This is a genomic window from candidate division TA06 bacterium, from assembly GCA_016235665.1.
Lineage (GTDB): Bacteria > Edwardsbacteria > AC1 > AC1 > EtOH8 > UBA5202.
The window spans coordinates 84052-109593 of record JACRJI010000011.1; the positions used below are offsets into that span (position 1 = coordinate 84052).

The 25542-nt window shown below is 56.5% G+C and carries 24 protein-coding genes; all 24 read left to right on the top strand.

From position 1 onward, the window contains the following. Positions 1 to 93: 93 nt before the first annotated feature. The 24 genes from HZA73_06220 to HZA73_06335 all read left to right on the top strand — a co-directional run bounded on the left by HZA73_06220 (position 94) and on the right by HZA73_06335 (position 25518). Positions 94 to 1230, top strand: coding sequence for a hypothetical protein (locus tag HZA73_06220; protein MBI5805625.1), 1137 nt, complete (start codon positions 94 to 96; stop codon positions 1228 to 1230). 15 nt (positions 1231 to 1245) lie between these two features. After that, a complete protein-coding gene (locus tag HZA73_06225; GenBank protein MBI5805626.1) occupies positions 1246 to 1866 on the top strand; it encodes a hypothetical protein in 621 nt (206 codons plus the stop codon). A 1-nt stretch (position 1867) separates the two neighbouring features. Then, the gene (locus HZA73_06230) at positions 1868 to 2719 is read left to right on the top strand and encodes a hypothetical protein (protein MBI5805627.1); all 852 of its coding nucleotides are present in this window, start codon (positions 1868 to 1870) and stop codon (positions 2717 to 2719) included. A 35-nt stretch (positions 2720 to 2754) separates the two neighbouring features. After that, a complete protein-coding gene (locus HZA73_06235) occupies positions 2755 to 3387 on the top strand; it encodes a hypothetical protein (protein ID MBI5805628.1) in 633 nt (210 codons plus the stop codon). A gap of 638 nt (positions 3388 to 4025) precedes the next feature. Continuing rightward, positions 4026 to 4784, top strand: a complete 759-nt coding sequence (locus tag HZA73_06240) for a hypothetical protein (GenBank protein ID MBI5805629.1) — start codon at positions 4026 to 4028, stop codon at positions 4782 to 4784. Between the two features lie 9 nt (positions 4785 to 4793). After that, positions 4794 to 5432 carry a hypothetical protein gene (locus tag HZA73_06245; GenBank protein MBI5805630.1) on the top strand — a complete coding sequence of 213 codons (639 nt, stop codon included), beginning with the start codon at positions 4794 to 4796 and terminating at the stop codon, positions 5430 to 5432. Continuing rightward, positions 5429 to 6277, top strand: a complete 849-nt coding sequence (locus tag HZA73_06250) for a hypothetical protein (GenBank protein MBI5805631.1) — start codon at positions 5429 to 5431, stop codon at positions 6275 to 6277. Before HZA73_06245 ends, HZA73_06250 begins: the two co-directional genes overlap by 4 nt. A 10-nt stretch (positions 6278 to 6287) precedes the next feature. Continuing rightward, entirely contained in the window at positions 6288 to 6920 is a 633-nt protein-coding gene (locus tag HZA73_06255) for a hypothetical protein (GenBank protein ID MBI5805632.1), read from the top strand. Positions 6921 to 7026: 106 nt separating this feature from the next. Beyond that, positions 7027 to 7305, top strand: a complete 279-nt coding sequence (locus tag HZA73_06260; GenBank protein ID MBI5805633.1) for a (2Fe-2S)-binding protein — start codon at positions 7027 to 7029, stop codon at positions 7303 to 7305. Next, positions 7302 to 8441 carry an FAD-binding oxidoreductase gene (locus HZA73_06265; protein MBI5805634.1) on the top strand — a complete coding sequence of 380 codons (1140 nt, stop codon included), beginning with the start codon at positions 7302 to 7304 and terminating at the stop codon, positions 8439 to 8441. Before HZA73_06260 ends, HZA73_06265 begins: the two co-directional genes overlap by 4 nt. 222 nt (positions 8442 to 8663) lie before the next feature. Continuing rightward, positions 8664 to 10481: a transglycosylase SLT domain-containing protein gene (locus HZA73_06270; GenBank protein ID MBI5805635.1), complete on the top strand. Its 1818-nt coding sequence runs from the start codon at positions 8664 to 8666 to the stop codon at positions 10479 to 10481. A gap of 77 nt (positions 10482 to 10558) precedes the next feature. Beyond that, a complete protein-coding gene (locus HZA73_06275; GenBank protein MBI5805636.1) occupies positions 10559 to 11830 on the top strand; it encodes a hypothetical protein in 1272 nt (423 codons plus the stop codon). Positions 11831 to 11892: 62 nt separating this feature from the next. Then, positions 11893 to 12873 (top strand): PD40 domain-containing protein, encoded by a 981-nt coding sequence (locus HZA73_06280; protein MBI5805637.1) that lies wholly within the window; start codon positions 11893 to 11895, stop codon positions 12871 to 12873. A gap of 175 nt (positions 12874 to 13048) precedes the next feature. Continuing rightward, on the top strand, positions 13049 to 16108 hold the full coding sequence (gene secA / locus HZA73_06285) for a preprotein translocase subunit SecA (protein MBI5805638.1): 3060 nt from the start codon (positions 13049 to 13051) through the stop codon (positions 16106 to 16108). 203 nt (positions 16109 to 16311) lie between these two features. Further along, positions 16312 to 17538: a hypothetical protein gene (locus HZA73_06290; protein ID MBI5805639.1), complete on the top strand. Its 1227-nt coding sequence runs from the start codon at positions 16312 to 16314 to the stop codon at positions 17536 to 17538. A 4-nt stretch (positions 17539 to 17542) separates the two neighbouring features. Next, positions 17543 to 18361, top strand: a complete 819-nt coding sequence (gene mutM, locus HZA73_06295) for a bifunctional DNA-formamidopyrimidine glycosylase/DNA-(apurinic or apyrimidinic site) lyase (GenBank protein MBI5805640.1) — start codon at positions 17543 to 17545, stop codon at positions 18359 to 18361. Between the two features lie 149 nt (positions 18362 to 18510). Next, a complete protein-coding gene (locus HZA73_06300) occupies positions 18511 to 18996 on the top strand; it encodes a metallophosphoesterase (GenBank protein MBI5805641.1) in 486 nt (161 codons plus the stop codon). 1 nt (position 18997) lies between these two features. Continuing rightward, positions 18998 to 19852, top strand: coding sequence for an ATP-dependent sacrificial sulfur transferase LarE (larE, locus tag HZA73_06305; GenBank protein ID MBI5805642.1), 855 nt, complete (start codon positions 18998 to 19000; stop codon positions 19850 to 19852). Further along, complete coding sequence (gene larB / locus HZA73_06310) at positions 19839 to 20588, top strand: nickel pincer cofactor biosynthesis protein LarB (protein MBI5805643.1); 750 nt, start codon at positions 19839 to 19841, stop codon at positions 20586 to 20588. Before larE ends, larB begins: the two co-directional genes overlap by 14 nt. After that, entirely contained in the window at positions 20588 to 21760 is a 1173-nt protein-coding gene (larC, locus tag HZA73_06315) for a nickel pincer cofactor biosynthesis protein LarC (protein MBI5805644.1), read from the top strand. Before larB ends, larC begins: the two co-directional genes overlap by 1 nt. 3 nt (positions 21761 to 21763) lie before the next feature. Continuing rightward, on the top strand, positions 21764 to 22663 hold the full coding sequence (locus HZA73_06320) for a YitT family protein (protein ID MBI5805645.1): 900 nt from the start codon (positions 21764 to 21766) through the stop codon (positions 22661 to 22663). A gap of 50 nt (positions 22664 to 22713) precedes the next feature. Further along, on the top strand, positions 22714 to 23709 hold the full coding sequence (gene trpS, locus HZA73_06325) for a tryptophan--tRNA ligase (GenBank protein MBI5805646.1): 996 nt from the start codon (positions 22714 to 22716) through the stop codon (positions 23707 to 23709). Positions 23710 to 23750: 41 nt separating this feature from the next. Next, positions 23751 to 24035, top strand: a complete 285-nt coding sequence (locus HZA73_06330) for a DUF2185 domain-containing protein (protein MBI5805647.1) — start codon at positions 23751 to 23753, stop codon at positions 24033 to 24035. Positions 24036 to 24066: 31 nt separating this feature from the next. After that, positions 24067 to 25518 carry a TldD/PmbA family protein gene (locus HZA73_06335; GenBank protein MBI5805648.1) on the top strand — a complete coding sequence of 484 codons (1452 nt, stop codon included), beginning with the start codon at positions 24067 to 24069 and terminating at the stop codon, positions 25516 to 25518. Positions 25519 to 25542: the final 24 nt, after the last annotated feature.

The following is a 25542-nucleotide window of genomic DNA, read 5'->3' on the forward strand; positions in this document are numbered from 1 at the left end:
CAATTTACAATTCACGATTTGGCTTGATGTCTTAGTAGCGTAGTAGCTGATTTAGTAAAAAACAAATATAAACCAATAAACAAAAGGGACGTTATGGGCAAACTGAAAATGATCCTGCTGGCCTGCCTGCTGATGCCCGTTCTGGCTTTGGGGCTGGAGCCGCCCACCGATCTTAAATTGGCGGATGCTCCTAACGATGACGGTTCCATAATCATCATCACCTGGAAGCCGTCGGTCTCCGAAAGCGAGCCCGGCTTTGCCGGCTATAACATCGAACGGTCGGAATTCCCGTCCGACTCGTTTGCCATGATAGCCTGGGTGCCAAAGGGGACCGATGTCCACGAGGACAATTCCATCGAGGCCATGGGCAAAAACTTTTATTACCGGATAGCGGCGGTGACCGAGGACAGCATTATCGCTTTGAGCGCCATTGCCGGTCCGGTCGCCACCTGCCAAAGCTGGTTCCATACCGGCAAGCTCAATACCTTGTTCGGCACCATCCTGTTCATCTCCATCACCATGCTTTATATCTTCTGGGCCCGCCGGGGCAACCTGTTCATCCGGCGCATCGCCGGCCTGGATGCGGTGGAAGAGGCGGTGGGCAGGGCCACCGAGATGGGCAAGCCCATCCTTTACTGCAACGGCATCGGGCTGATAGACTCCATTTCCACCGTGGCGGCGCTGAACATACTGGGGCAGATTTCCAAGAAAACAGCCGAGTACGATACCCCCTTGCTGGTTCCCACCGCCGACCCGGTGGTCCATGCGGTGGCCCGGGAAATGGTGAAAGAGGGATACAACAGCGCCGGCCGTCCCGACCTGTTCAAGGAAGACTCGGTCTATTTCATCACCAGCGACCAGATGGGCTATGCCGCTGCCCTGGCCGGGATCATGTCCCGGGAAAAGCCGGCCACCAACTTTTTCATGGGCTATTATGCCGCCGAGTCACTGGTGCTGGCCGAATCCGGAGCGGCCACCGGAGCCATCCAGATAGCCGGGACCGACCAGATCTCCCAGCTGCCGTTCTTCATCACCGCCTGCGACTACACCCTGATCGGCGAGGAGCTTTACGCCGCCTCGGCCTACCTGTCCAAAGAACCGCTCCTGGTGGGCAGCCTTAAGGGCCAGGATGCCTGCAAGCTGCTGATCATCCTGCTGGTGCTGCTGGGCACCATCGGGGCGTTGCTTTTCCGTTCCGATTTCGTTTACAATCTTTTCAGCATTCATTAAAGGATCAAAATAGTTATGAAAAAAAATGTGCCTTTGGCTATAGTGCTGATACTGGGGATAGCCTTCATCATCCAGTTCTTTATCCCCAGCAGGCCTTCCCAGGTAGCCTTTAACACCATGATCGAATGGGACCTGATCCTTTATGTGTTTGCCTCCATCATCGCGGTGGACAGCCTGGTCCGGCACCATGTCATCAAGATCAACCGCAGGAACAAAGGCTGGGGGTACAGCGTGGTCTATCTGGGAGCCGCATTGTTCATGGTGCTGTCGGCCGTTTTCAGCGGCACCCGCGAGGGCAGCTTTTACATGAAGATATTCTATTACACCCTGGCCCCCATGCAGTCAACCATGTTCGCCATCCTGGCCTTTTACATGGCTTCGGCCAGCTACCGGGCCTTTAGGGCCAAATCATTTGAAGCCACTCTGCTTTTGATCTCGGCCTTTATAGTGATGATCGGCCTGATCCCCCAGGGGGCGGCTCTTTGGAGCGGATTTCCTAAACTTTCGGAATGGCTGCTGCAGGTCCCCAACATGGCGGCCAAGCGGGGCATAACCTTCGGCATCGGCTTGGGCATCACAGCCACCTCGCTGAAGGTGATCCTGGGCATCGAACGCAACTGGATGGGAGGGTATTGAGATGTTGAAATTCCTATCCAAATTCGGCAAACTGGACCGGAGGCTGGTATTCGTTCTTTTGATCGTGACCATACTGATCCCGCTGTTGTTCAGCGTCAAGTCCAGATTCTATGTGGATGATTCCACCAGGACCTTGTACGATCATGTCGATAAGATAGAACCCAACGGCCGGGCCCTGTTGCTTTCGTTCGATTACGATCCCCAGGTGGCGGCCGAGCTTGATCCCATGGCCCGTGCCGTGCTGCGCCACTGTTTTGCAAAGGGGATAAAGGTGGTGGGAATGGGTCTGCAGCCCCAGGGCGACGCCATCGGCGAAGCCATCATGACCCAGATAGCCAGTGAATTCAATAAGAAGAACGGAGTTGATTATTGCTATTTCGGCTACCGGCCCGGGGCCACCATTGTCATGCTGCAGATGGGGGTGAACGTCAAACGGGCCCTGCCGCTGGACTACTACCAGACCCCTTATGACAGCCTGCCTATGATGCACAACATCCACAATTATGACGACATCGCCCTGGTGCTCTCCCTGGCGGGTTCCACCTGGCCGGTAAGCTGGATGATCTACGCCGGGACCAAGTTCAAAGTCAAGATCGGGGCCGGACAGACCGCGGTGATGGCTCCGGATAACTATCCCTTTCTCCAGACCGGCCAGTTCATAGGGCAGCTGGGCGGAATGAAGGGCGGGGCTGAGTACGAACAGCTGATAGTGGATAACGGTTATTACAAAAAACCCGGTATGGCCAGCAAAGCCATGAGCGCCATCGCCTATTCCCATATCCTGATAATATTGCTGATCGTTCTGGGCAATATCGGATATTTTGTCACCCGCCGGCTGGAAGGCTCCAAATAAGGATCTTTAACATTCATTGACAGAGGATAAAAATCATGAGCTTGAATCCCTGGGTCTGGATAGCCGCCCTTTTAAGCCTGGCTATATTTTCCTATCTGTACAAGGATAACCCGGTCTTCCGTTTTGCCGAGCACCTTTTCACCGGCCTGTCGGTGGGCTACTACCTGGTGCTTTACTGGAACAGCTACGCCCTGCCTTATATCGTGACCCCGCTGCAGGATCACCGCTGGATAACCCTGATCCCGATGGCTTTGGGCATGATGTATCTTTTCCGGTTCATTCCCAAGCTTAATTACCTGATCCTGATACCCATAGCCATCAGCCTGGGTTTCTGGAATGGAATGTCCATCCCGCTGACCATTGAGGCCGACGTGCTGAAGCAAATACAGGGAACCATGGTCAGGGCCGCTATGATGAACAACCTTTGGGATCCCAGAAGCGGATTGATGGCGGGGCTGCTGATACTGACCGGGGTGGTCTGCACCATCTCCTATTTCTATTTCTCCCGGGAGCACAAGGGAGCCTTAAAGGTTTCCGCCAACATCGGGATCTGGTTCGTGATGATAGGCTTTGGGGCCACCTTTGGATTCACAGTGATGGCCAGGGTCTCGCTGCTGATCGCCCGGATGCAATTCCTGTTCACTGACTGGATACATCTGATAAAGTAAATCAAAACGGGACGCAGATGAACGCAGATTCCGCTGATCTTTAGCTTTATCGGGGCTGAAACTAAAGCATTAATCCATTCTGTGGCGGAAACTGCATGATATATCCAGGTATTTCATCCATTGATATTTGTGATGCGACTTTGTGCTGAACTTTGAGTAAAAATCACCCAAGAAATATAATCAACCACAAATGGAGAAAATTAATGAGGCAAAAAATACCGGGGCTGCTTCTGGTCCTGTTTTGGGCTTCGCTGTGCCTGGCCCTGCCGGCCCAGCAGATTCCCGTGACAGCCGAACCGGCGGCGGCGGCCATTGCCCCAGCTCCGGAGGTCAAAGCCGGGGACACACCCAACGACGGCGGGAACGCCATCACCGTCACCTGGCAGGCATCGCCGGACGAGGCTAACGGCCTGGTGGAAGGATATGAGATACTGCGTTCTGAGACACAGGACGGGGTGTTTTCCAAGGCAGGTTATGTGCCCTACGGCTTTACCGAATTTGACGACCAGGACGTGCCCAAGAATGCCAGCGATTATTATTATCAGGTCAAGGCCATAGGCAGGGGAGCTGAGCTGTTCAGTTTGAGCGCCGTCTCCAATCCGGCCCAGGCCCGCGAACAATGGTTCAACACCGCCCGGATCAACGCCCTGATCAGCTGCATCCTGTTCACCCTGATAGTGATCATATTCATCACCCGGGCCAAGCGGGGCCAGAGCCTGTTCATCCGGCGGATCGCCGGGCTGGCGGCGGTAGAGGAGGCGGTGGGCCGGGCCACCGAGATGGGACGGCCCATTCTTTACGTACCAGGCCTTTCATCCATTTCGGATGTGGCCACCATCGCTGCCCTGAACATCCTGGGACAGGTGGCCAAGAAAGCCGCCGAGTACGACACTCCGTTGCTGGTCCCAAACCGGGACCCGGTGGTGTTCACCGTGGCCCAGGAGATCGTCAAGTCAGCCTACGCCGAGATCGGCCGTCCCGACGCCTACAACCACGATTCGGTGTTCTTTCTGACCGACAGCCAGATGGGCTTTGCCTCCGGGGTTGACGGCATCATGACCCGGGAGAAGCCGGCCACCAATTTCTTTTTGGGGATGTTCTGGGCCGAATCGCTGATCCTGGCTGAGACCGGGGCCTCCACCGGGGCCATTCAGATCGCCGGCACCGACGCCGTCAATCAGCTGCCGTTCTTCATCACCGCCTGCGACTATACTCTGATCGGCGAGGAGCTATACGCCGCCTCGGCCTATCTTTCGCGGGAGCCGATGCTGCTGGGAACCATGAAAGGCCAGGACTGGAGCAAGGCCGTCATAGTGCTGCTGCTGGTCGGTCTGGTCACCGCCCTGATCTTTCCCGGGGCCCGGGATTTCATCCTGAAAATTCTTAAGGTAGGTTAAGGAGTAAAAATGAAAAGACAGATACCATTGATAATAGTGCTGACCCTGGGGACGGCTTTCTTCATCCAGTTCTTCATCCCCAGCCAGATCTCAACTGACATCTACCAGACCACCCTGCAATGGGAGATTATCATCAGCGCCTTCGCCATCGTGCTGGCCATCGGAAGCCTGATCAACCATCATTCGCTCAAGATCAAAAGGCGCAAGCCGCACTGGTGGAACAGCATCGTGACCATGGTGGCATTGGCGGTGATGGCCCTGCTGGGGATACTGGGGAGGGTCCAGGGCTTGGAGCCGCTGAGGCAGCTTTATAACACCCTGTTCCTCTATGTCCAAGCCCCGATGGACTCGGCCATGTTCGCCATACTGGCCTTTTACATGGCCTCGGCCGCCTACCGGGCCTTCAGGGCCCGCTCCAAGGAGGCAACGCTACTGCTGATCTCCGGTTTTATCGTGATGCTGGGCGTAATTCCCTTTGGCTCCCTTCTCTGGTCGAAGATCCCCGACATAGCCGAATGGATCCTGATGGTCCCCAACATGGCCTCAAAGCGGGGGATCCTGTTCGGAGTGGGACTGGGAATGACCGCTACTTCGCTGAAAATCATTTTGGGCATTGAACGCAGCTGGCTGGGAGGAGGCGGCAAATGAAGATATTTGAGAAACTGACCAAGATCCCGCGCAGGTTCATCTTCCTGCTGGTGGCCCTATCGGTGGTGCTTCCTTTGATCATACCCATGAACCTGCCCACCCTGCCGGGCAAATACACGGTAAAGCTGTACGACTACATCGAAAAGATACCACCCCAGAGCCAGCCGGTGGTGATTGCAGCCGATTACAGCCCTTCGATGATGCCGGAGCTGCAGCCCATGCTGGAATCCATCATCCGGCATTGTTTTGCCAAAAAGATCCGGGTGATCGTCCTGACCCTGGACCCCAACGGAGCGGCGCTGTCGGAGGCCGCCCTTAATAAGATAGCACCCGAGTACGGGGCCCGCAACGGCCAGGATTACGTTTTCCTGGGGTTCAAGCCCGGCTATTCCATCGTGATGATGTCCATCGGCGAGAACTTCCGCCAGGCTTTTCCCACCGACTTTTACGGAACTCCGCTGGACAGCCTGCCGATGATGGCCCACGTCCGGAACTACGCCGACATCCCGATCGTGGTCTCCATCGCCGGAAGCGCCGTGACCCAGAGCTGGATAGCCTACGCCGGGACCCGTTATCATGCCAACGTGGGCTCGGGATGTACCGCGGTCAGCACCGCCGACTACTATCCCTTCCTGCAGTCCGGACAGCTGGTGGGGCTTTTGAACGGAATGAAGGGAGCCAGCGAGTACGAGTATCTTAACCAGAAGAACGGCTACACCAAGGCGCCCCGGGTGGCCGGCAAGGGGATGGACGCTGTCTCCATCGTCCACCTGCTGCTGATGGCCTTCATCATCCTGGGCAACATCGGGTACTTGATGACCCGGCACAACCTGAGCAAGAAGTAAGGAGCAAGAAATGATATTTTCAACCAATCCCTGGGTGTGGACCGCAGCCATCCTGACCCTATGCATCTTCTCATTTTTATACAAGGAGAACCCGTTCTACCGCTTTGCCGAACACCTGTTCGTGGGCATTTCGGCTGGTTACGGGGTGGCGATCTACTGGAACAACGCTATAGTTCCCAATCTTTACGTTCCGCTTTTCCAGCACCACGTCTGGTGGTTCATCATACCCGGCCTTTTGGGCATGATGTTCTTTTTCCGCTTCAGCCAAAAGCTGGCCTGGCTGATACTCATTCCCATGGCCGTGTTGCTGGGCACCAGCAGCGGAATGAGCCTGGCTCCCACTTTTCAGACCAACATATTGAAGCAGATGCAGAGCGCCCTGGGCGATGCCACCAATCTCAAGCTCGGCGGATGGGGCCTGGTCTGGGGCATAGTCACCCTGTTCGGGGTGATATCCACCCTGAGCTACTTCTTCTTTTCCCGGGAACAAAAAGGACTGCTGAGGGTCTCGGCCAACATCGGGGTCTGGTTCATCATGATCGGCTTCGGGGCCAGTTTTGGCAACACCGTGATGGGCCGTATATCCCTGCTGATAGGCAGGGTGCAGTTCCTGCTGACCGACTGGATACATATCATTAAGTAACTGAAAAATGAAAAATGGGAAATAGGAAGTGATAACCAGACTGCTCTGTGAAACAGGTGAACACTCCCTATTTCCCATTTAATTAGTTTTCAATTTATCTGAATATATGGCAAAAAACACCGACAAGATAGTCTGTCGCTGCGAGGACATCACTGAGTCCGAAGTCCTGGCCGCCATTGAACAGGGCGCCACCACCGCCGACGAGGTCAAGCGCCTGACCCGGGCCGGGATGGGACACTGTCAGGGGCGCACCTGCCGCCGGCTGGTCAACCAGATGCTGGCCAGAGCACTGAGACAAAAACCCGAGGCCCAGCGCCCCATCACCCAGCGGGCCCCTCTGCAACCCCTGTCGCTAAAGACTTTGGCGGAGTACCAGGAAACATGAGCGCTTACAAATCAGACGCCGTCATCATCGGCGGGGGCATCATCGGAACGGCCTGCGGCTACTACCTTTCACAAAAGGGCCTGAAGGTGGCGATAGTGGAGCAGGGATATCTCTGCTCCGGCTCCACCGGGCGCTGTATCGGAGGCATCAGGCAGCAGTTCACCTCGTCCGGCTCCATCAGGCTGATGATGGAGAGCATCAGGCATTTTCAGAACATGGAGCAGGAACTGGGAACCGACGTCCACTGGCACAACGGGGGATATCTTTTCCTGGCCCACAGCCCCGAGAAAAAACAGGCCTTCCTGTCAAACATCGCGGTACAGCAGGCGGCGGGGCTAAAGGACGTGCGCTGGGTGGATGCCGCTGAATGCCGGGAGATAGCCCCGGGAATGGACGCCACCGGGCTTTTGGGCGGCTCGTACTGCCCCTCGGACGGTCAGGCCTACCCCTTTGCGGTGGTCCAGGGCTACGCCGGGAAGATCAAGCAAGCCGGAGGCAGCATCCACACCTTTTCCAAGGTATCCCAGATCCTTCAGCAGGGGGGAAAGGTTACCGGTGTCAAGACCGATAGCGGCCGGGAATTCTCGGCCGGAGTGGTGATCAACGCGGCCGGCCCCTGGTCCAAGGACGTCGGCCAGATGGCCGGGATCGAGATCCCGGTGGAGGCCGAGCGGCACGAGGCCATGATCACCGAGGGGGTGGAGTATCTTGGTATCCCGATGCTGGTGGACTACCGGGCCGACGGAGGGTATTTCCAGCAATACAGGCACAACGGGCAGTTCATCGGCTGTTATTCCCCAGTTCCCAATGTGCCGGGCCATTCGGCCGATTCCACCTTTGAGTTCCTGCACCAGATGCCCAAGCGGATGCTGAAACTGGTTCCGGGACTGAAGGATCTGAAGGTCATCCGGCAGTGGGCTGGCAGTTACGAGAACACCCCGGACGGCAACCCCATTTTGGACCGCACCGGCCTGGACGGATTCTACACGGTGGCCGGGATGTGCGGACACGGCTTTATGCTGGGCCCGGCCATGGGCCGGGTGGCGGCTGACCTGGTGTTCTCCAGTGACAAGACCACACCCTACCCGGAATTCGCCCTTAAGCGGGACTTCTCCCACGCCGAGGCAATGAAATAGGGGCTTATTCAATAAGCCCTTTTTTATTTTGGAACCGTATGGGACGCTGATTAACGCGGATTATTAAAATTACTTTCCCTCGAAAAATCCAAACAACTGGAAATCTTTTAAAAATTATCCTTTGTGTCCCTTCGGCGCGCTCAGGGTATGCTTGGTGCCACTTCGGCAAACTGATTGCACCGCTTTGTGGCTAATTTTAAAAGGGAAATATTTGTAAACGGAATGATCAAAACTTTATCCATAATCATACTCCTGTCAACAGTCCTGGCGCTGCCAGGCGCGGCCGCACCGGCTGACATTCAAAAGGCTTTGTCCCTGCAGCAGGCCGGAGAGCCGGAGCAGGCCCTGATGCTGCTGGACAGCCTGGGGCTTGATTCTTTGGCCTTTTATGCCAAGTCCGGCCTGCTGATCTCGCTGAAGCAGTATCCCCAGGCCTTGAAAACATTGAACCGGGCGGTGACACTGTGGCCCTCTAATGATCCTGATGTCCGCTGGCAAAGGGCCTACCTTTACCAAAAGGCCGGAGCCTTTCAGACCGCGGAAGCGCTATATAACCAGGCAGCCCGTGCCGACACTTCCCTGAAAGACTACGCCCTGCTGGGTTTCAGCCGGTGCTATTCCGGCATGGAGGAAGACAAAAAGGCTGAAGGCTTTAAGCTGGCAATAAAAGAACTGGGCAACTGGGTCTCATACATTCAATCCGGGCAGACCTCCGCCAAAAAGCCGGCTTTTACCGCCCCGCCGCCGCCCCGATCCAGCACCGCCATCACCTCGGCCAACCGGTTGATCCGGAAGAAAAGATTTTCCAAGGCCCAAAAGCTGTTGTCCGATTTCATCCGGCTGTATCCCCAAAGCCCCAACCGGGGCGAGGCCGCCTATACCCTGGCCCGCAGTTACGAGCGCCAGGGAAAAACGGAACTGGCGATGGAGACCTACCAAAGAACGGCGGAATACCAGCCTTCCTCGGTCTGGGCCGACGATGCCGCCTTCAGATACGGGTGGTGCCAGTACAAGACGGGCCACAAAGGCGTGGCCCTGGAGCAGTGGAACATTTTGCTGCGCCGCTATTCCACCGGAGACCGGTTGGACGAAACCCTTTACTGGTGCGGCCGGGTCTCCGGCGAACTGGGCGACAGCGCCAAGGCCTTTCTCTACTATCTTACCGCCGCCAAAAGCTACCGTTACAGCTATTACGGGCTTAAAGCCCAGAACATCCTGTCTTACCGTTCCTGGAGCGAAATGCCAGCCGACAGTTTTGACCTGCCGTCATTGCTGAAAGGTCTGATCAGGAATAAAAAAGAAAACGGCGGCCCGATGCCGGCGGAAGAAGACGATCCTTCGGCCCGGCAGTGCCGGCTGGCATTCAGGCTGGCCCAAATGGGTTTCTTAGAGGATGCGGCGGCGGCGGCCCGGGGGCTGGAGCCGGGTTCGGGGCAGAGCCCCTATTCCCATTACTATCTGGCCCGCACCTACCAGTTGTGCGGGATGCCGGCTAAGGCCATCTACTGGGCTCAGAAGGCCATTGTAAAACTGCCGGATTCCCTGCAGATCAGCTTGCTGCAGATGATCTATCCCCAGAAATATTTGAGTTCCATAACCCAGAGCCTGAACGGATCAAAACTGGACCCGGCCCTGGTGCTGGCGGTGATCCGCCAGGAGAGCAAGTTCGAAGCCTCGGCCCGCTCCCGGTCCGGGGCCAGGGGCCTGATGCAGGTGATGCCCAAGACCGGCAAGCACATGGCCCGGATGTCCAAGATCAAGAAGTTCGACAGCCGCACCCTGTACCATCCGGATGTCTCCATCGACTACGGTACCAGGTTCCTGTCATCCATGGTCAAGATGTTCGACGGCTCGCTGGTGAAGGCGCTGGCGGCCTACAATGCCGGTCCGGGCCGGGTGCGGGAATGGCTGAAGCCCATGAAGGACAAGGATGACGAGGACTTTCTGCTGCAGGAGATCCCGCTGGCCGAGACCAGGAAGTACGTGAAAGTGGTGATGGAGAACTATTACATCTATAAACAGTTACTCGAACCGCTATGAAACTACGATTTCCCATTTCCCATTTTCTGATTTGGACGTTCATACTTTTTCTGCTTTTAAATTTTGCAGACATAGGAATGGCTCAGGAGTACCAGCCGTCCCTGCTGGTCTATCCGCCATTCGGGCATTCCATGGGGTTCCACAAGGCCGGGACGTTCTACCTGAAGCTGTTGTTGGGCTGGGGATCGCGGTTCGAGGATCCCCAGGGCGTCGCCTGCGTCCGCTTAAAGGAGACAGACGATACCGGCACCGGGGATGACGATGACGATGTCACCGTTTACATGGTAAACTCCGGGAGAAACCAGATCATCTACAACCAGGGACTGAGCGGCCTGAAGTCCTTTGGCCAGATGGGCAGCGGGCCTGGGCAGTTCCACACCCCGCGGGGCATCGCCGCCACCGAGGACGGCCAGGTCTACGTGGCCGACCTGAACAACAGTCGGGTAGTCTGTCTGCAGAACCGGAAAGAAATCCTAAAGTTCGCCCGCAACATCGGCGAGGGTATTTTGCTGCATCCCCAAGGCTGCGCGGTGGACAACCGGGGGCAGTTATATGTCACCGATACCGGGCACAACCAAGTGGTGATCTTCGACTCACTGGGAACGCAGACCTTCAGCTTCGGCGGCGAGGGGGTGCTGGACGAGCCCTTTGGGATAGCAGTCCAGGGCTTCGGCGACCGCTGGACCTTTTTTAAGGAGACCGCCGTCATCGTGGCCGATTCCATCTGCGCCCGGATCCAGAAGTTCGACCAGCAGGGCCGGCTGGTGGCCCGGATCGCCAACACCGACATCGGACTGCCGGGGGCCTACTTTTCCTACCTGGCTTTGGACTATTTTGGAAACCTTTACGCCACCGACATGATCAACCACCAGGTGCACAAGTTCGACCGGAACCTTAAATACGTGGCCGGGTTCGGACGGAAGGGCTTGAGCGAAATGGAATTCGAGTCGCCCCGGGGCATCGCCGTCTGGAAGCGCTTTGGGCAGGTGTTCGTGATGGAACGGGAGTCGGCCCAGTATTACTGGATAGGGATAGACGGGTACATCAAGCAGGTCTCGCCGCCGGTGATAGACAGCCTGCACCCCGGAGCCACCATAGTATTGCAGCTTTACGAGCCGGCCGACCTGAACATTCAGATACTGGATTCTTTGAACCAGCCGGTGCGGCAGTTGCTGCACGAGTTCCGGGAAAAGCTGGGGGAGAACTTTTTGATCTGGGACGGGGAGGACGACAGGGGAAGGCCGGTGCCGGCCGGGGAGTACACCATAAGCGTGACCATGTCGCCGACCTACTCGGCCAAGGGATATTTCACCAAGACGGTGACGGCCAAGGTGAGGAAGGCGGAGTGATTGTTGTACAAAATGTATATTATACTTGACAAGAGGTGTATTGATTTGGTATATTTGAAATTATGCAAAGCATAAAATTAATTTACTTTTGGATTGCCTGCATATTACAACAAAGAATAAAGCCTGCGGCTATAGTTTTTACTATAGTTATAGGCTTTTTGTTTTTCTGTGGCTGCAGTAATAAAACAGCTACAGAAGTAGAACCACCGCCATTCGACTGGCCTGTTTATAAAGATTTCGATCCATCATGGTCACCTGATGGCACAATTATAGCATACGTCCAGAATGATATTTCAGTTCCTCCCGTTGGAATATATTTTATTAATCCCGATGGCACGAATAAAAGATTGTTCTTGGAGTCTATTGAATTTACTACTTTATGGCGCAAACCCGATTGGTCGCCCGACGGCAAATGGTTAGTGCTTTGCGAAACCTATAGCGCACAAATATATAAAATTAGGGTGCCTGAAGGTGACAGCCTGACGCAGCTTACAACAATGGGTAGAAACTTTTTCCCAGCATGGAACCCGGATGGAAAGAAAATTGCTTGGGATACAAATTATATGGACTCTCTGGGAGCCAATGTAATCTGGATAATGGATGCTGATGGTAGTAATAAAAAGAATATCTGCCAGCAGGGGGTTGGCGAAAGGCGAATGCCTGATTGGAATCCTATAACCAATAAAATTGTTCACATGCGATATGGGGATGATGATGGTACTGTTTGGAGAGGAATAGCTGAAATGGATACTAATGGCGAAAATGTACGCCATATATTTGAAATAAGTTTAACGGGTTCCTATCCCAAAGTATCCCCCGATGGCACTAAAATAGTTTTTAGTTCTCAGGCAGAGGGTCAGGGTCCAAGGGTTTGGGTAGTTAATTCAGACGGCAACAATCCGATAAAACTAACAGAAACCGGAGGCGACCACCCTGCATGGTCGCCGGATGGCAACGGCATTGTTTATTGCAACACCGGGGTTGACGGCAGACTTTGGATAATGAATGCTGATGGTTCAAATAAAAGAAAGTTAACCCCATAGCAGAAAGGAATCCCCAATGAAAACGGTAAAACCTTGCAGTTTTCACAAAGGCCGGAGCAAAATGCTCCGGCCTTTGTGTTTTAAAAAAACAGCAAGGTTTCCCCTTTTCCTCTTGAAATATTCCATTTTTTGTGGTAAATTAAGCTGTTACATTGCAACAAATTCAAAGGCTTAAATGATCAACAAGATACTCCATACCATATTTGGCGACAAAAACACCCGCGAGGCGAAAAAACTCTGGCCCATTGTGGAACAGGTCAACCTTGAGGCCAAGGAATTACAGGATGTTTCCGATGCCGACTTGCAGGCCAAAACCGCTGAATTCAAAAAGTACATAGAGGACGCCCGGAAAGAGGGTCAGGACGACAAGAAGACGCTGGAAGAGCTGCTACCGCAGTCCTTTGCCGTGGTCAAGGAAGCCTGCCGGCGGCATGTGGGAAAGAAGTGGGAGGTCTGCGGGCTGGAGCTGGGCTGGGAGATGGTCCCCTTCGACGTCCAGATACTGGGCGGGATCGCCCTGCACCAGGGCAAGATAGCGGAAATGGCCACCGGCGAGGGCAAGACCCTGGTCGCCACCATGCCGGTCTACCTTAATGCCCTGACCGGCGACGGGGTGCACCTGGTCACCGTCAACAATTACCTGGCCCGCCGCGACAGCCAGTGGATGGGGCAGATCTACCGCTTCCTGGGCCTGACGGTGGGCTGTCTGGACGACACCGAGCCCGGCACCCCGGAGCGGCGGGCAGCCTACCACTGCGACATAGTCTACGGCACCAACAACGAGTTCGGGTTCGACTACCTGCGGGACAACATGGCGCTGAGCCCGGAGCAGTGCGTCCAGCGCAAGCACTACTACGCCATCATCGACGAGGTGGACTCCATTTTGATAGACGAGGCCCGGACCCCGCTGATCATCTCCGGCCCGGTGGAGCATTCTACCCACCGCTACGACGAGATGAAGCGCCCGGTGGAAAAATTAGTGGAGAGCCAGTCCCACCTGGTCAACCGGATAGTGGCCGAGGCCGAAAAACTGCTGGCCGAGGGCGAGGACTACCAGGCCGGGATCAAGCTGCTGCAGGCCGTCCGGGGCGCGCCCAAGCACAAGAAGCTCTCCAAACTGCTGCAAGAGGGGGCCCACAAGCAGACCATGCAGCAGGTGGAAGTGGACTACATGCGGGACAAGAAGATGTCGGAGATAGACGAGGAGCTGTTCTTTGCCATCGACGAAAAATCCCACGTGGTGGACCTGACCGAAAAGGGCCGCCAGGCCATCTCTCCCAAGGATCCCGATCTGTTCATCATCCCCGACCTGACCACCGAGATCCACCGGATAGATTCCGACAGCGCCCTGAGCCCCGAGCAGAAGATGGAGGCCAAGCAGAAACTGGACCGGCTGTTCTCGGAACGCTCCGAGAAGAACCAGAACATCGCCCAGCTGCTGCGGGCCTATTCCCTGTTCGACAAGGACGTGGAATACGTGGTCTCCGAGGGCAAGGTGCTGATAGTGGACGAGTTCACCGGCCGGCTGATGCCGGGCCGCCGCTTCTCCGACGGCCTGCACCAGGCGCTGGAGGCCAAGGAGAACGTGGTCATAGAACGGGAGACCCAGACCCTGGCCACCATCACCATCCAGAATTACTTTAGGCTTTACCAAAAGCTGGCCGGCATGACCGGCACCGCCGAGACCGAGGCCGGGGAGTTCTACGAGATCTACAAGCTGGAAGTGCAGGTGATCCCCACCAACCGCCCGGCCCGCCGCCGCGACTACGACGACGTGATCTACCGCACCCGCCGGGAGAAGTTCAACGCGGTGATCGAGGAGATAGAGCTGATGCACAAGGCCCGCCGGCCGGTGCTGGTGGGCACGGTCTCGGTGGAGACCTCGGAGACCATGTCCCGGATGCTGGCCCGCAAGGGCATCAAGCATTCGGTGCTGAACGCCAAGTACCACCAGAAGGAGGCCGAGATCATCTCGCTGGCCGGGCAGGCCGGAAACGTAGTGATAGCCACCAACATGGCCGGGCGCGGCACCGACATCAAGCTGGGGCCGGAGGTGGTCAAGAGCCCCCACTGCCGCCTGGTGCAGAGCGACAATGACCCCGCCCAGTGCCCGCACCTGGAGGAGCTGAAGTGCAAACAGCAGGTGCCCTGCGGCCTGCACATCATCGGCACCGAGCGGCACGAGGCCCGGCGCATCGACCGCCAGCTGCGGGGCCGGGCCGGGCGCCAGGGCGATCCCGGATCGTCCCGGTTCTACCTTTCTCTTGAGGACGACCTGATGCGGCTGTTCGGCTCCGACAAGATAGCCGGGGTGATGGCCAAGATGGGGGCCGAGGAGGGCGAGGTGCTGACCCACCCGCTTTTGACACGGCAGATAGGCACCGCCCAGAAAAGGGTGGAGGGCTACAACTTTGACATCCGCAAGCACCTGCTGGAATACGACGACGTGATGAACAAGCAGCGGGAGGCCATTTACCAGATGCGCCACCAGGCCCTGGTGGAGACCGACCTCAGCGCCGAGATGACCGAGCTGATGGAGCGGGTGGTGGAATACGGGCTGGATGAACACGTGGACGCCAAGGAATATTCCGAGAACTGGGACTGGCCGGGCCTGAACGATTATTTCCGCCGGCACTTTTTGCTGGAGATCTCCATTCCCGACTCCCAAAAGAACAACATGAAGATCGACCGGCTGCAGGAAGATCTTTTGGCCATGGCCAAAAACCAGTACCAGGCCAAGGAACAGCTGCTGGGGACGCCGCTGATGCGGCAGCTGGAAAAACTGGTGCGGCTGCAGGTGATAGACGAGAAATGGCGGGAGCACCTCAACAACCTGGACGCCCTCAAGGAAGGCATAAACTTAAGGGCTTACGGCCAGAAGGACCCTCTGATAGAATACAAGCGGGAATGCTACTCCATGTTCATGGAGCTTTCCCAGGACATAGACCGCCAGACCATAGAGCTTTTGTTCAAAGCCCATCCGGTGGGGATGAACGCCCCGCAGCCAAGGCAGGTGGCCATGCAGGCCTTTAAGCCCGAACTGGCGGCGCCCTCGGCCCGGCAGCTGCCTCAGGAGCATCAGGATTCCGGAACCAGAAGCCCGGTGGGTCCTTCCGAGGGCGACAGGCCCAAGCTGAAGCCGGTTGTTCACGCCGGGCCCAAGGTAGGCCGCAACGATCCCTGTCCCTGCGGCAGCGGGAAGAAGTACAAGAAGTGCTGCGGGGTGGATGCCTGAAACAAATAGAAACCAGAAAAACTGAAAATAACCAAGTAACTTCTTTAACGCATAGACGCGAAGGACGCGAAGTGTTTTAATATTACGTTAAAAGTCTTTTGCTTAAAAAAATCCAATTATCTTAGCGATCACTTCGACAATACTCAGTGCATGCTTTGCGTCTTAGCGGTTTAATATTCAGCAAACTTTGAAAGGTCTGATATATGGTACCTCCACAGGAAAAACAGGATACCGGCGCGTTTAACTCCTGGCTGAGCAACCTGGCCAAACCCGCCGGCGGTCCGGCTCCGGCCCGGCCCCAGGCTCAGGGAGCCGCGCCCCAGGCCGCCAAGGCCAAGCCGCAGGGTGACGGGGTATTGGGCGATGTCGACGGTGAGATCGACGATATCTTCGGGCGGATAGTAAGCGAGGAAGCGCCCCAGCCCTTTGGCGCCTATACCCCGCCGGCGGCCCACGCGGCCGCTGTTCCGGTCGCCCCGCCGCCGGTACAGCCCGTTCCGCCCCAGCCGGTCTACCAGCAGCCAACGCCTGCTCCGAGGCCTCCGGCTGTGCCCCGGGTGGAAATGCCTTCCTTTGCCCCGCCGCCCCGGCCCGTGGCGCCTCTTGCTCCGCCCCAGGCCTACCGGCCCCAGCCAGCTGCCCCGGCTATCCCGCCCGTTCCCACCTTCCAGCCTTCGCCGGAACCGCAGGGCATGCCGATGATGGATCCCGCCATGATGGAAGCCCAGATAGAAGGCGCGGTGGCCGAAGCCGTGTCCGGCTTACAGAAACAGATGGAAAGTTTAAAGGCCCAGCACCAGGCCGAGATGCAGCAGCAGATCAGCGGCTTGAATGCCCAATATCAGGCGGAGCTTCAAAAGCAGGTTGAAGGCATGAAAGCCCAGCATCAGGAAGAACTTCAGCAGAACATCGCCCAAACCAAGAATGAACTGGCCGCTCAGGTCAAGGACCTGCAGACCAAGTTCCAGGAACAGCGGCAAAAGTGGGAAAAGATACTCAACGACCTGCGTTCGCGCAACGATGAGCTGTTAAGGGCCAACCAGGAGATGGAGCAGCAGATGGAATCGCTCCGGGAACGCCACAGCGCCATGATCCAGGAATACGCCGACCTGAAGAACCAGAGCCAGCAGGCAGCATATCAGCAGGCCGCTGCAGATATCCGCATACCGGAGATATCTGCAACGGTATCTGCTCCTGATCCCTCCGAACTCAGCCTTCCCCTATCAATGACACAGCCAGCACCGGAGATCCATCCGATGCCGGAGGTCAAGATAGAAATGCCGTCTTCCGAAATGGACATCCCGGCCAGGGTCCAGCCGGAGGCAGTGCTGGAGATCCCCCAAGCCAAGCAGGCCCAGCCGGACGACAACGCCGACCTGATGGCTGAACTGGAGGCTTTGGAGCTGGAAATGAAAAAGATCAAGGGTTAAGCTGATGCCGGAACTGCCTGAAGTAGAAACTGTCAGAAGAGATCTGAACCGCCTGTTGCCCGAACGGATAATTGGCCAGACTGACGGGCCGTTTCCCGGGTCGGTCAAAGGAATCGGTTTTAAGAAATTTGCTGATTTTATTCAAGGGTCAAAAATTGTTAAAGTAAACCGGCGGGCCAAATACCTTTTGATAGCAATGGACTCGGGCCTGACCCTGGTCATCCATCTTAAAATGACCGGGGTGCTGCAGCACCAGCAAAAAGATGATCCTTTGCCCAGATCGGCCAGGATCATCTTTTATTTTAAAGACAGCACCAGGCTGGTGTTCTCCGATCAGCGCAAATTCGGTTCCATTAAGCTGACCGGTGACCCAGACGAACTGCCGGAGATCAAGAAACTGGGGCCGGAGCCTTTGGACGGGAAATTCACTCCAGTGGTTTTAAAGAAAAGGCTGGCCGGCCGCAGGGGGCCGGTCAAGACGGTGCTGCTGGACCAGACGGTGCTGGCCGGGCTGGGGAACATCTACGTGCTGGAAGCATTGCACCGGGCGGGGATCGCTCCCCAGCGCTCGGCCGCCCTGCTTAAAGATGCGCAGATAAAAAAACTGCACTCCGCCATAGTCAGGACACTGAAGGAAGCCATCGCCGCCCGGGGCAGCTCGGTGGACACCTACCGGGACGGCCAGGGAAAAAGCGGATGGTTCCAGGTAAAGCACAGGGTCTATGACAAGGAAGGCTTAAAATGCAAGAAGTGCGGGCATACCATAGTCAAGGAGATGTTCCGGGGCCGGGGAACGTATTGGTGTCCGAAGTGCCAACGATAGGGAACAGGGAACAGGGGACAGGGGACAGGGGACAGGGGACAGGGACTAGGGTCTAGTATCTAGTATCTAGGGTCAAGGTGTTAGTGAGTGAATGATAATTGGATCGCAGCTGAAACAGAAAACAGAAAATAGTAAACAGTAAAAATCATATGAAAATTGGATTGATCTCAGACACCCACGACGACCTCAAGTCCTGTTACAAGGCCTGCGAGGCCTTCAAGACGGACGGCGTCAAGACCGTGCTGCACGCCGGGGACATGATCTCACCGTTCATGGTGCCGGTGTTCGAACAGGCCAAGCTCAAACTGATCGCAGTTTTCGGCAATAACGACGGCGACAGGGTCTACCTCTCCCAGAAATTCCAGGAGGCCGGGTTTGAACTGCACCCCGGGCCATACGAGTTCGACCTGGGCTCCCGGCGGATCTGCATGATGCACGAGCCCTACTGCCTGGAGAGCCTGGTCAAGTCCGGCAATTTTGACCTGGTGGTCTACGGTCACACCCACAAGCTGGACATCAGGGAAGAGGGGACGCTGGTGATCAACCCCGGCGAGGGCTGCGGGTATCTTTCAGGAAAACCCACCTGCGCGGTGGTGGACCTCTCGGACATGAGCGGCCGGATAATAGATCTCTAATATGCCACAGAGACTCAGAGACGCAGAGCCGGATAAAGATTTAAACGGCAAAAAAAATAAACTGACAGCATTGCTCAGAAGCTACGGCAGTGCCCTGATCGCTTATTCCGGCGGGGTGGATAGCACTTTGCTGGCGGTGCTGGCCCGGGAAGCGCTGGGAGACAATTGTCTGGCCGTCACGGCCGTATCGCCGATACACAACACAGAAGAAGTTGAAACAGCCAAGGCCCTGGCCCGCAATTTCGGAATAAAACACTTGGTCATAAGATCACGGGAACTCAATGACCCGGCCTTTAAATCCAACCCAGTTTCGCGCTGTTATCACTGCAAGAAAATGCTGTTTGAACAGATCAGGGCCCTGGCGAAACGCCGGGGGATCAACACTGTCATTGACGGCAGCAACGCCGATGACCTTAAAGCCTACCGCCCCGGCCTGAAAGCGCTGAAGGAGTTGAAGATAAAAAGCCCGCTGGCCGAAGCCGGTTTTACCAAGAACGAGATCCGGCAGATGGCAAAGCAGAAGGGAATTCCAACCTGGAACGCTCCGGCCAATTCCTGCCTGGCCACCAGGATCCCCTACGGGACGGCCATCACCCCCAAAATACTGAAACAGATCGAGAGAGCGGAGCAGGCCCTGCACCAGTTGGGGTTCAGCCAGTGCCGGGTAAGGCATCACGGGGAACTGGCCCGGCTGGAGATTCTTCCATCTGAATTTGACAAAGTACTTAAGTCTAAAGACAAGATAATTGGTTCCCTGCGCAGGGCCGGATTCAAATTCATCGCCCTTGATCTGGCCGGATATCAATCCGGTTGTTTTGATTCTCAAACGAATGACGGGAAAAATGGAAAAAGATAAACTGAAGAAAATAATAAAGGACATCCGGGCCGGGAAGCTGACGGAAGACAGGGCCCTGGAAGCCTTGCGGCATCTGCCTTTCCGGGACCTGGGTTTTGCCAGCATAGACAACCACCGGCAGCTGCGCCGGGGGGCGCCGGAAGTGATCTTCTGCCAGGGGAAAACCCCCTTACAGGCGGCCAAAATATTCAAGGCCATGGCGGGAAGCGGGCTGGTGATGGCCACCCGGGCAACGCAGGACCATTATAAGGCGGTTAAAAAGATGGCACCCGGCGCGGTTTATCATCCCGTGGCCAGGATCATCAGCAACCGCAAGCCTGCCGTTTCCAAAAGCGCTGAATACATCGCGGTGGTAACGGCCGGGACCTCGGACATCCCGGCGGCCGAAGAGGCGGCCGTTACTGCGGAATTGCTGGGCTCCAAAGTCGTCCGTTTATGGGACGTGGGCGTGGCCGGTATCCACAGGCTTTTGGACAAGCGGGAAATATTGCAGAAAGCCCAAACCGTAGTGGCCGTGGCCGGGATGGAAGGGGCTTTGCCCAGCGTGGTCAGCGGCCTGGTGGCCTGCCCGGTGATAGCCGTGCCCACCAGCGTGGGCTACGGGGCCAGCTTTGGCGGGATCACCGCGCTTTTGGCCATGCTCAACAGCTGCTCGCCCGGAGTGGCAGTGGTCAACATAGACAACGGGTTCGGGGCAGGTTACCTGGCCTGGATGATCTCCAAGGGAAAGAGCTGATGAATACGATCTACTTTGACTGCCCCACCGGGGCCTCGGGCAACATGATCCTGGCCGGACTGATAGACGCCGGAGCCGGTTGGAAGAAAATAGAAAACTCATTGAAACGCCTGCCGGTCAAGGGCTGGAAGGTGGAACTGACCAAGGTGACCCGCCAGGGCTTAAGCGGATTGCACCTGGAAGTTATCCAGGGGCCGCAGCCCTGCCGCCATATAAAGGACATAGAGGGCATCATCAAAAAGGCCGGGCTGTCAGGCTTTGTCACGGAGAATTCCATCGCCATATTCACCAAACTGGCCGAAGCCGAGGCCAAGGTCCACCGTACTTCCATCGACAAGATACACTTTCACGAAGTGGGGGCGGTGGACGCCATCATAGACATCGTGGGCAGCTGCCTGGCGCTGGAAGACCTGGGGGCCAATAAAATATACTGCTCGGCCTTGAACGTGGGGCACGGCCAGGTCAAGTGCCAGCACGGCATTCTGCCTGTGCCGGCCCCGGCCACCGCCCAATTGCTGAAGACAGCGGCGGTCTATCAGAACGAACTAGCCGGCGAGCTGGTGACCCCCACCGGGGCGGCCATCATCACCCATTTTGCCGAAAGTTTCGGGCCGATGCCCCCAATGACCTTAAAATCTGTCGGAAGCGGAGCGGGCACCAGGGAACTGGCCCAGCCTAATCTTTTAAGGGTGATGGCGGGTGATTCATTGCCCGGCCGTAGATGCCCACACAACATCGTGCTGTTGGAAACCAACATCGACGACCTGAACCCCCAGATATACCAGCATTTGATGGAAGATCTTTTCAGTCAGGGCGCGCTGGACGTATATTATACGCCCATCCAAATGAAGAAGAACCGCCCGGCGGTGATGCTGTCGGTGCTGACCAACCCGGAGTACGAGGCCCAGATGCTGGACACGATCTTTGCCGAGACCACCACCCTGGGCATCCGCCGCCGGGAGATGGAGAGATACACCCTGCCCCGGCAGGTTATAAAAGTAAAGACCGCCCATGGAGTTGTCTCCGGCAAAAAGGCTACTATGTACGACGGGTCACATAAGTTCATCCCGGAATACGAGGAATGCAAACAGATCGCCCAAAAAAGCGGCCAGCCCCTGATGAAGATAATTGAACTGGCCCGGGCGCAATTCATAAAGGACCAAAAGAAATAACCTATGGACATCACGCTAAAAAGACTGGGCTTAAAGCCCAAATTGTCAAAGGTCATCTGGGATTTTTTCATGATCACGGTGGGCTGCGCTCTGATGGCCCTTTCCTACGACCTGTTCCTGGTCCCCCATAAGATCGCCCCGGGCGGGGCGGCCGGGATCAGCACCATCCTGCATTATCTGTTCAAACTGCCGGTGGGGGTGGTGATCTTTGCCGTCAACATCCCGCTGTTCATCTGGGGGATGCTGGAGTTCGGCAAGAAGTTCGGGTTCCGCACCATCTATGCGGTGTTCGTCACTTCCTTTCTGACCGACTTTTTGCAAGCTGTGTTCCATTTTAAGGCGGCCACCCAGAACGCCATCCTGGCGGCGGTCTACGGGGCCATACTGCTGGGCATAGGGCTGGGGCTGGCCTTTAGGCACCAGGCCACCACCGGCGGCTCGGACATAGTGGCCCAGATCATTTCCAAGTATTCCAACGCCACCCCGGGCATCGGCATCATCATGGTGGACTTCTTCATCATAGTGCTGGCCGGGCTGACCTTCCGCAGCGTGGACCTGGCCCTGTACGGCCTGATCACCCTGTACATCTCCAGCCGGATACTGGACGTGATACTTGAGGGCTGGTCGTACAACAAGGCGGCCTACATCATCTCCGACCAGCACCAGCTGATCCGGGGCGAGGTGGTGCTGGAGATGAACCGGGGCGGCACCATGTGGGTGGGCAAGGGATTTTACAAGGGCACCGAGCGCACCATCCTGTTCTGCGTGGTCAGCCGGAGGGAGCTGGTGCAGTTGAAGGAGATCGTAAGCCTGCTGGATCCCAAGGCCTTTATGGTGGTGACAGATGTCAAGGAGGTGCTGGGGCATGGGTTTACCTCTTGGAGCAAGGTAGCTGAAAACTAACGACAAAAAATAACGATTCACCATTAACATTTTACAATTCACAGGTAAAAATGAAAAGAATATTGACAGGAGACAGGCCTACCGGGCCTTTGCACATAGGACATTATTTTGGTTCACTGGTAGAACGGGTGAGACTGCAGGACCAGTACGAGACCTATGTCCTGATCGCCGACGTTCAGGCGTTGACCGACAACTTTGACGACCCGCAAAAGGTCCACGACAACATCATAGAGGTCACTCTGGACTACCTGGCGGCGGGGATAGACCCCAACAAATCCACCATAGTCATCCAGTCCAAACTGCCGGCCATCGCCGACCTGACCATCTTCTTCATGAACCTGGTGACGGTGGCCCGGGTGGGGCGCAATCCCACGGTCAAGGAGGAGATCAAGCAGAAGGGCTTTGGGGAATCTTTGCCCTTCGGGTTCTTTGCCTACCCCGTCTCCCAGGCGGCCGACATCCTGGCCTTCAACGCCGACCTGGTGCCCGTCGGGGACGACCAGCTGCCGATGATCGAGATGACCCGGGAGATCGCCCGCGACTTCAACCGGATCTACGGGCCGGTGTTCGTGGAGCCGGAGGCCAAGACCGGCAGTTTCGGGCGGATCAAGGGTTTGGACGGGAATTCCAAGATGAGCAAGTCGCTGAACAACGCCATAGACATCAAGGACAGCGCGGATGACACCGCCAAGAAGATCATGAGCGCCTACACCGACCCCACCAAGGCCCGCAAGGACGATCCCGGCCACCCGGACGGCTGCATGGTCTACGCCTATCACCAGATATTCACTCCCGGCCACGCCGCCATCAAGGAAGAGTGTTTGAAGGGCGGGCGGGGCTGCGTGGTCTGCAAAAAGGAGCTGATAGCCAACATGAACGGCTATTTTGCCCCGATCCGCCAGAAGCGTTTGGAACTGGGGAATGACCTGGGTTATGTCAGGAACGTGCTGAAGCAGGGCATCATCAAGGGGCAGGAAGTGACAGGGGACATACTGGAAAAGGCCAAGACTGCCATGAAGATAGATTACCGGGACATACTGGGATGAACTTGATTCCTAAACGCGGATTGTAACATCAGATTTATACTATGACGAAGTGGCCTTTTAATGACAAACCTAATACTGCTGTATTTACAACGAAAGATATTCTTGACTTCAAAGGTCATATATCTTTCGTTTGCCGAGATTTGGATGACGGTGCATGGCAGTTTTTAACAGGGAAACAGGTGGATGAGAATGATGCTGCAATCGTTTCCCTGCAAGAGATATTGGAAATTGATCCGACCCTTATAGATATTCTTGATTTACCCATTGGGTGGAAAGCAGTGAGAAATAAGAACAATGCTGATTGGCAGCGTTCGCCAAACAATTAATAGAGTTAAGTAAGTAAAAGGAGATATAATCTTGAAAGACCTAGCACAACACGCCCTGAACGTGGCCGAGGTGGCCGGGGCCACCTACGCCGACATCCGCATAATCAACGAAGACTCCGAGCGGGTGGAGGTCAAGGACGGCCAGGTGGGCAGCATCAACCGGGGAACCTCCGGGGGCTTTGGCATCCGGGTGATAGCCAACGGGGCCTGGGGCTTTGCCTCCAGCCCCAAAATAGACAAAGCCGAGATCGAGCGGGTGGCCAGGCTGGCCGTCAAGGTGGCCAAGGCCAGCGCCCTGCTTAAGGTCCGTGACCTGGAACTGGCCCCGGTGGAGAAGTACATTGACAAGTACGTCACTCCCCACAAAAAGAATCCGCTGGAAGTGCCTCTGGAGGAGAAGATCGCCATGCTGCTCAAGACCGATGAGATCATGCGGAAGGTGAAGGGCGTCAACATCACCGAATCCCAGATCGCGTCCTGGGTGGAGGACCAGTTGTTCGCCTCCACCATCGGCTCGGTGATAGACCAAAGGATAGTGCAGTGCGGCGGGGGATACACCGCCACCGCCATCAAGGACGGCGACGTGCAATACCGTTCCTATCCCTGCTCCCACGACGGGCAGTGGGAATCCAACGGCTACGAGATGATCGAGGCCCTGGACTTTCCCGGGCACGCTCAACAGGCGGCCGAGGAGGCAGTGGCCCTGCTGTCGGCCGTGCAGTGCCCCTCCGGCGAGAAGGACATCATTTTAGAGGGCTCCCAGCTTTCCCTGCAGATCCACGAATCCGTCGGACATCCCCTGGAGCTGGACCGGGTGTTCGGCAGCGAGGCCAACTATGCCGGGACCAGCTTCGCCACCACCGACAACCTGGATAAGCTTAAGTACGGTTCGGATATCGTCAACATCACCAGCGATCCCGCCTGCCCCATGGGGCTGGGCAGCTTCGGATACGACGACGAGGGCGTCAAGGCCCGGAAGCACGACCTGATCCGGAGCGGTCTGCTGGTCAAATATCTGTCCTCACGCGAGACCGCACAGAAGATCGGCAAGATATCCACCGGGGCCATGCGGGCCGACGGCTGGGGCAACATGCCCATCGTCCGGATGACCTGCATCAACCTGGAACCGGGCACCAAGCCGCTGGAACAGATCATCTCCGAGACCGAGGACGGCATCTACATGGCCACCAACAAGAGCTTCTCCATCGACGACCGGCGCTCCAACTTCCAGTTCGGCACCGAGATCGCCTGGGAGATCAAGAAGGGCAAGCTGGGGCAGATGCTGAAGAACGCCACTTACACCGGTTTTACCCCGCAGTTCTGGAACGCCTGCGACGCCATCGCCGGGCCCGGGGACTGGAAGATCTGGGGCACCGCCAACTGCGGCAAGGGGGAGCCGGGGCAGACCGCCCGGACCGCCCAGGGCTGCTCGCCGTCAAGGTTCCGCAAGATCAAGGTCGGCGTGGTGCCGGGGAAAAAGTAGCGGCCCTATATCGACACTGATGGA

What these genes read in the sequence shown, in the direction of transcription:
- HZA73_06270 (MBI5805635.1), top strand. Translation starts at nt 8,664, where the DNA reads ATGATCAAAACTTTATCCATAATCATACTCCTGTCAACAGTCCTGGCG.
- HZA73_06250 (MBI5805631.1), top strand. Translation starts at nt 5,429, where the DNA reads ATGAAGATATTTGAGAAACTGACCAAGATCCCGCGCAGGTTCATCTTC.
- HZA73_06225 (MBI5805626.1), top strand. Translation starts at nt 1,246, where the DNA reads ATGAAAAAAAATGTGCCTTTGGCTATAGTGCTGATACTGGGGATAGCC.
- HZA73_06290 (MBI5805639.1), top strand. Translation starts at nt 16,312, where the DNA reads ATGGTACCTCCACAGGAAAAACAGGATACCGGCGCGTTTAACTCCTGG.
- larC (MBI5805644.1), top strand. Translation starts at nt 20,588, where the DNA reads ATGAATACGATCTACTTTGACTGCCCCACCGGGGCCTCGGGCAACATG.
- HZA73_06320 (MBI5805645.1), top strand. Translation starts at nt 21,764, where the DNA reads ATGGACATCACGCTAAAAAGACTGGGCTTAAAGCCCAAATTGTCAAAG.
- HZA73_06255 (MBI5805632.1), top strand. Translation starts at nt 6,288, where the DNA reads ATGATATTTTCAACCAATCCCTGGGTGTGGACCGCAGCCATCCTGACC.
- larB (MBI5805643.1), top strand. Translation starts at nt 19,839, where the DNA reads ATGGAAAAAGATAAACTGAAGAAAATAATAAAGGACATCCGGGCCGGG.
- HZA73_06230 (MBI5805627.1), top strand. Translation starts at nt 1,868, where the DNA reads ATGTTGAAATTCCTATCCAAATTCGGCAAACTGGACCGGAGGCTGGTA.
- HZA73_06245 (MBI5805630.1), top strand. Translation starts at nt 4,794, where the DNA reads ATGAAAAGACAGATACCATTGATAATAGTGCTGACCCTGGGGACGGCT.
- HZA73_06265 (MBI5805634.1), top strand. Translation starts at nt 7,302, where the DNA reads ATGAGCGCTTACAAATCAGACGCCGTCATCATCGGCGGGGGCATCATC.
- HZA73_06300 (MBI5805641.1), top strand. Translation starts at nt 18,511, where the DNA reads ATGAAAATTGGATTGATCTCAGACACCCACGACGACCTCAAGTCCTGT.
- HZA73_06235 (MBI5805628.1), top strand. Translation starts at nt 2,755, where the DNA reads ATGAGCTTGAATCCCTGGGTCTGGATAGCCGCCCTTTTAAGCCTGGCT.
- HZA73_06220 (MBI5805625.1), top strand. Translation starts at nt 94, where the DNA reads ATGGGCAAACTGAAAATGATCCTGCTGGCCTGCCTGCTGATGCCCGTT.
- HZA73_06275 (MBI5805636.1), top strand. Translation starts at nt 10,559, where the DNA reads ATGGCTCAGGAGTACCAGCCGTCCCTGCTGGTCTATCCGCCATTCGGG.
- HZA73_06280 (MBI5805637.1), top strand. Translation starts at nt 11,893, where the DNA reads ATGCAAAGCATAAAATTAATTTACTTTTGGATTGCCTGCATATTACAA.
- HZA73_06330 (MBI5805647.1), top strand. Translation starts at nt 23,751, where the DNA reads ATGACGAAGTGGCCTTTTAATGACAAACCTAATACTGCTGTATTTACA.
- secA (MBI5805638.1), top strand. Translation starts at nt 13,049, where the DNA reads ATGATCAACAAGATACTCCATACCATATTTGGCGACAAAAACACCCGC.
- HZA73_06260 (MBI5805633.1), top strand. Translation starts at nt 7,027, where the DNA reads ATGGCAAAAAACACCGACAAGATAGTCTGTCGCTGCGAGGACATCACT.
- larE (MBI5805642.1), top strand. Translation starts at nt 18,998, where the DNA reads ATGCCACAGAGACTCAGAGACGCAGAGCCGGATAAAGATTTAAACGGC.
- trpS (MBI5805646.1), top strand. Translation starts at nt 22,714, where the DNA reads ATGAAAAGAATATTGACAGGAGACAGGCCTACCGGGCCTTTGCACATA.
- mutM (MBI5805640.1), top strand. Translation starts at nt 17,543, where the DNA reads ATGCCGGAACTGCCTGAAGTAGAAACTGTCAGAAGAGATCTGAACCGC.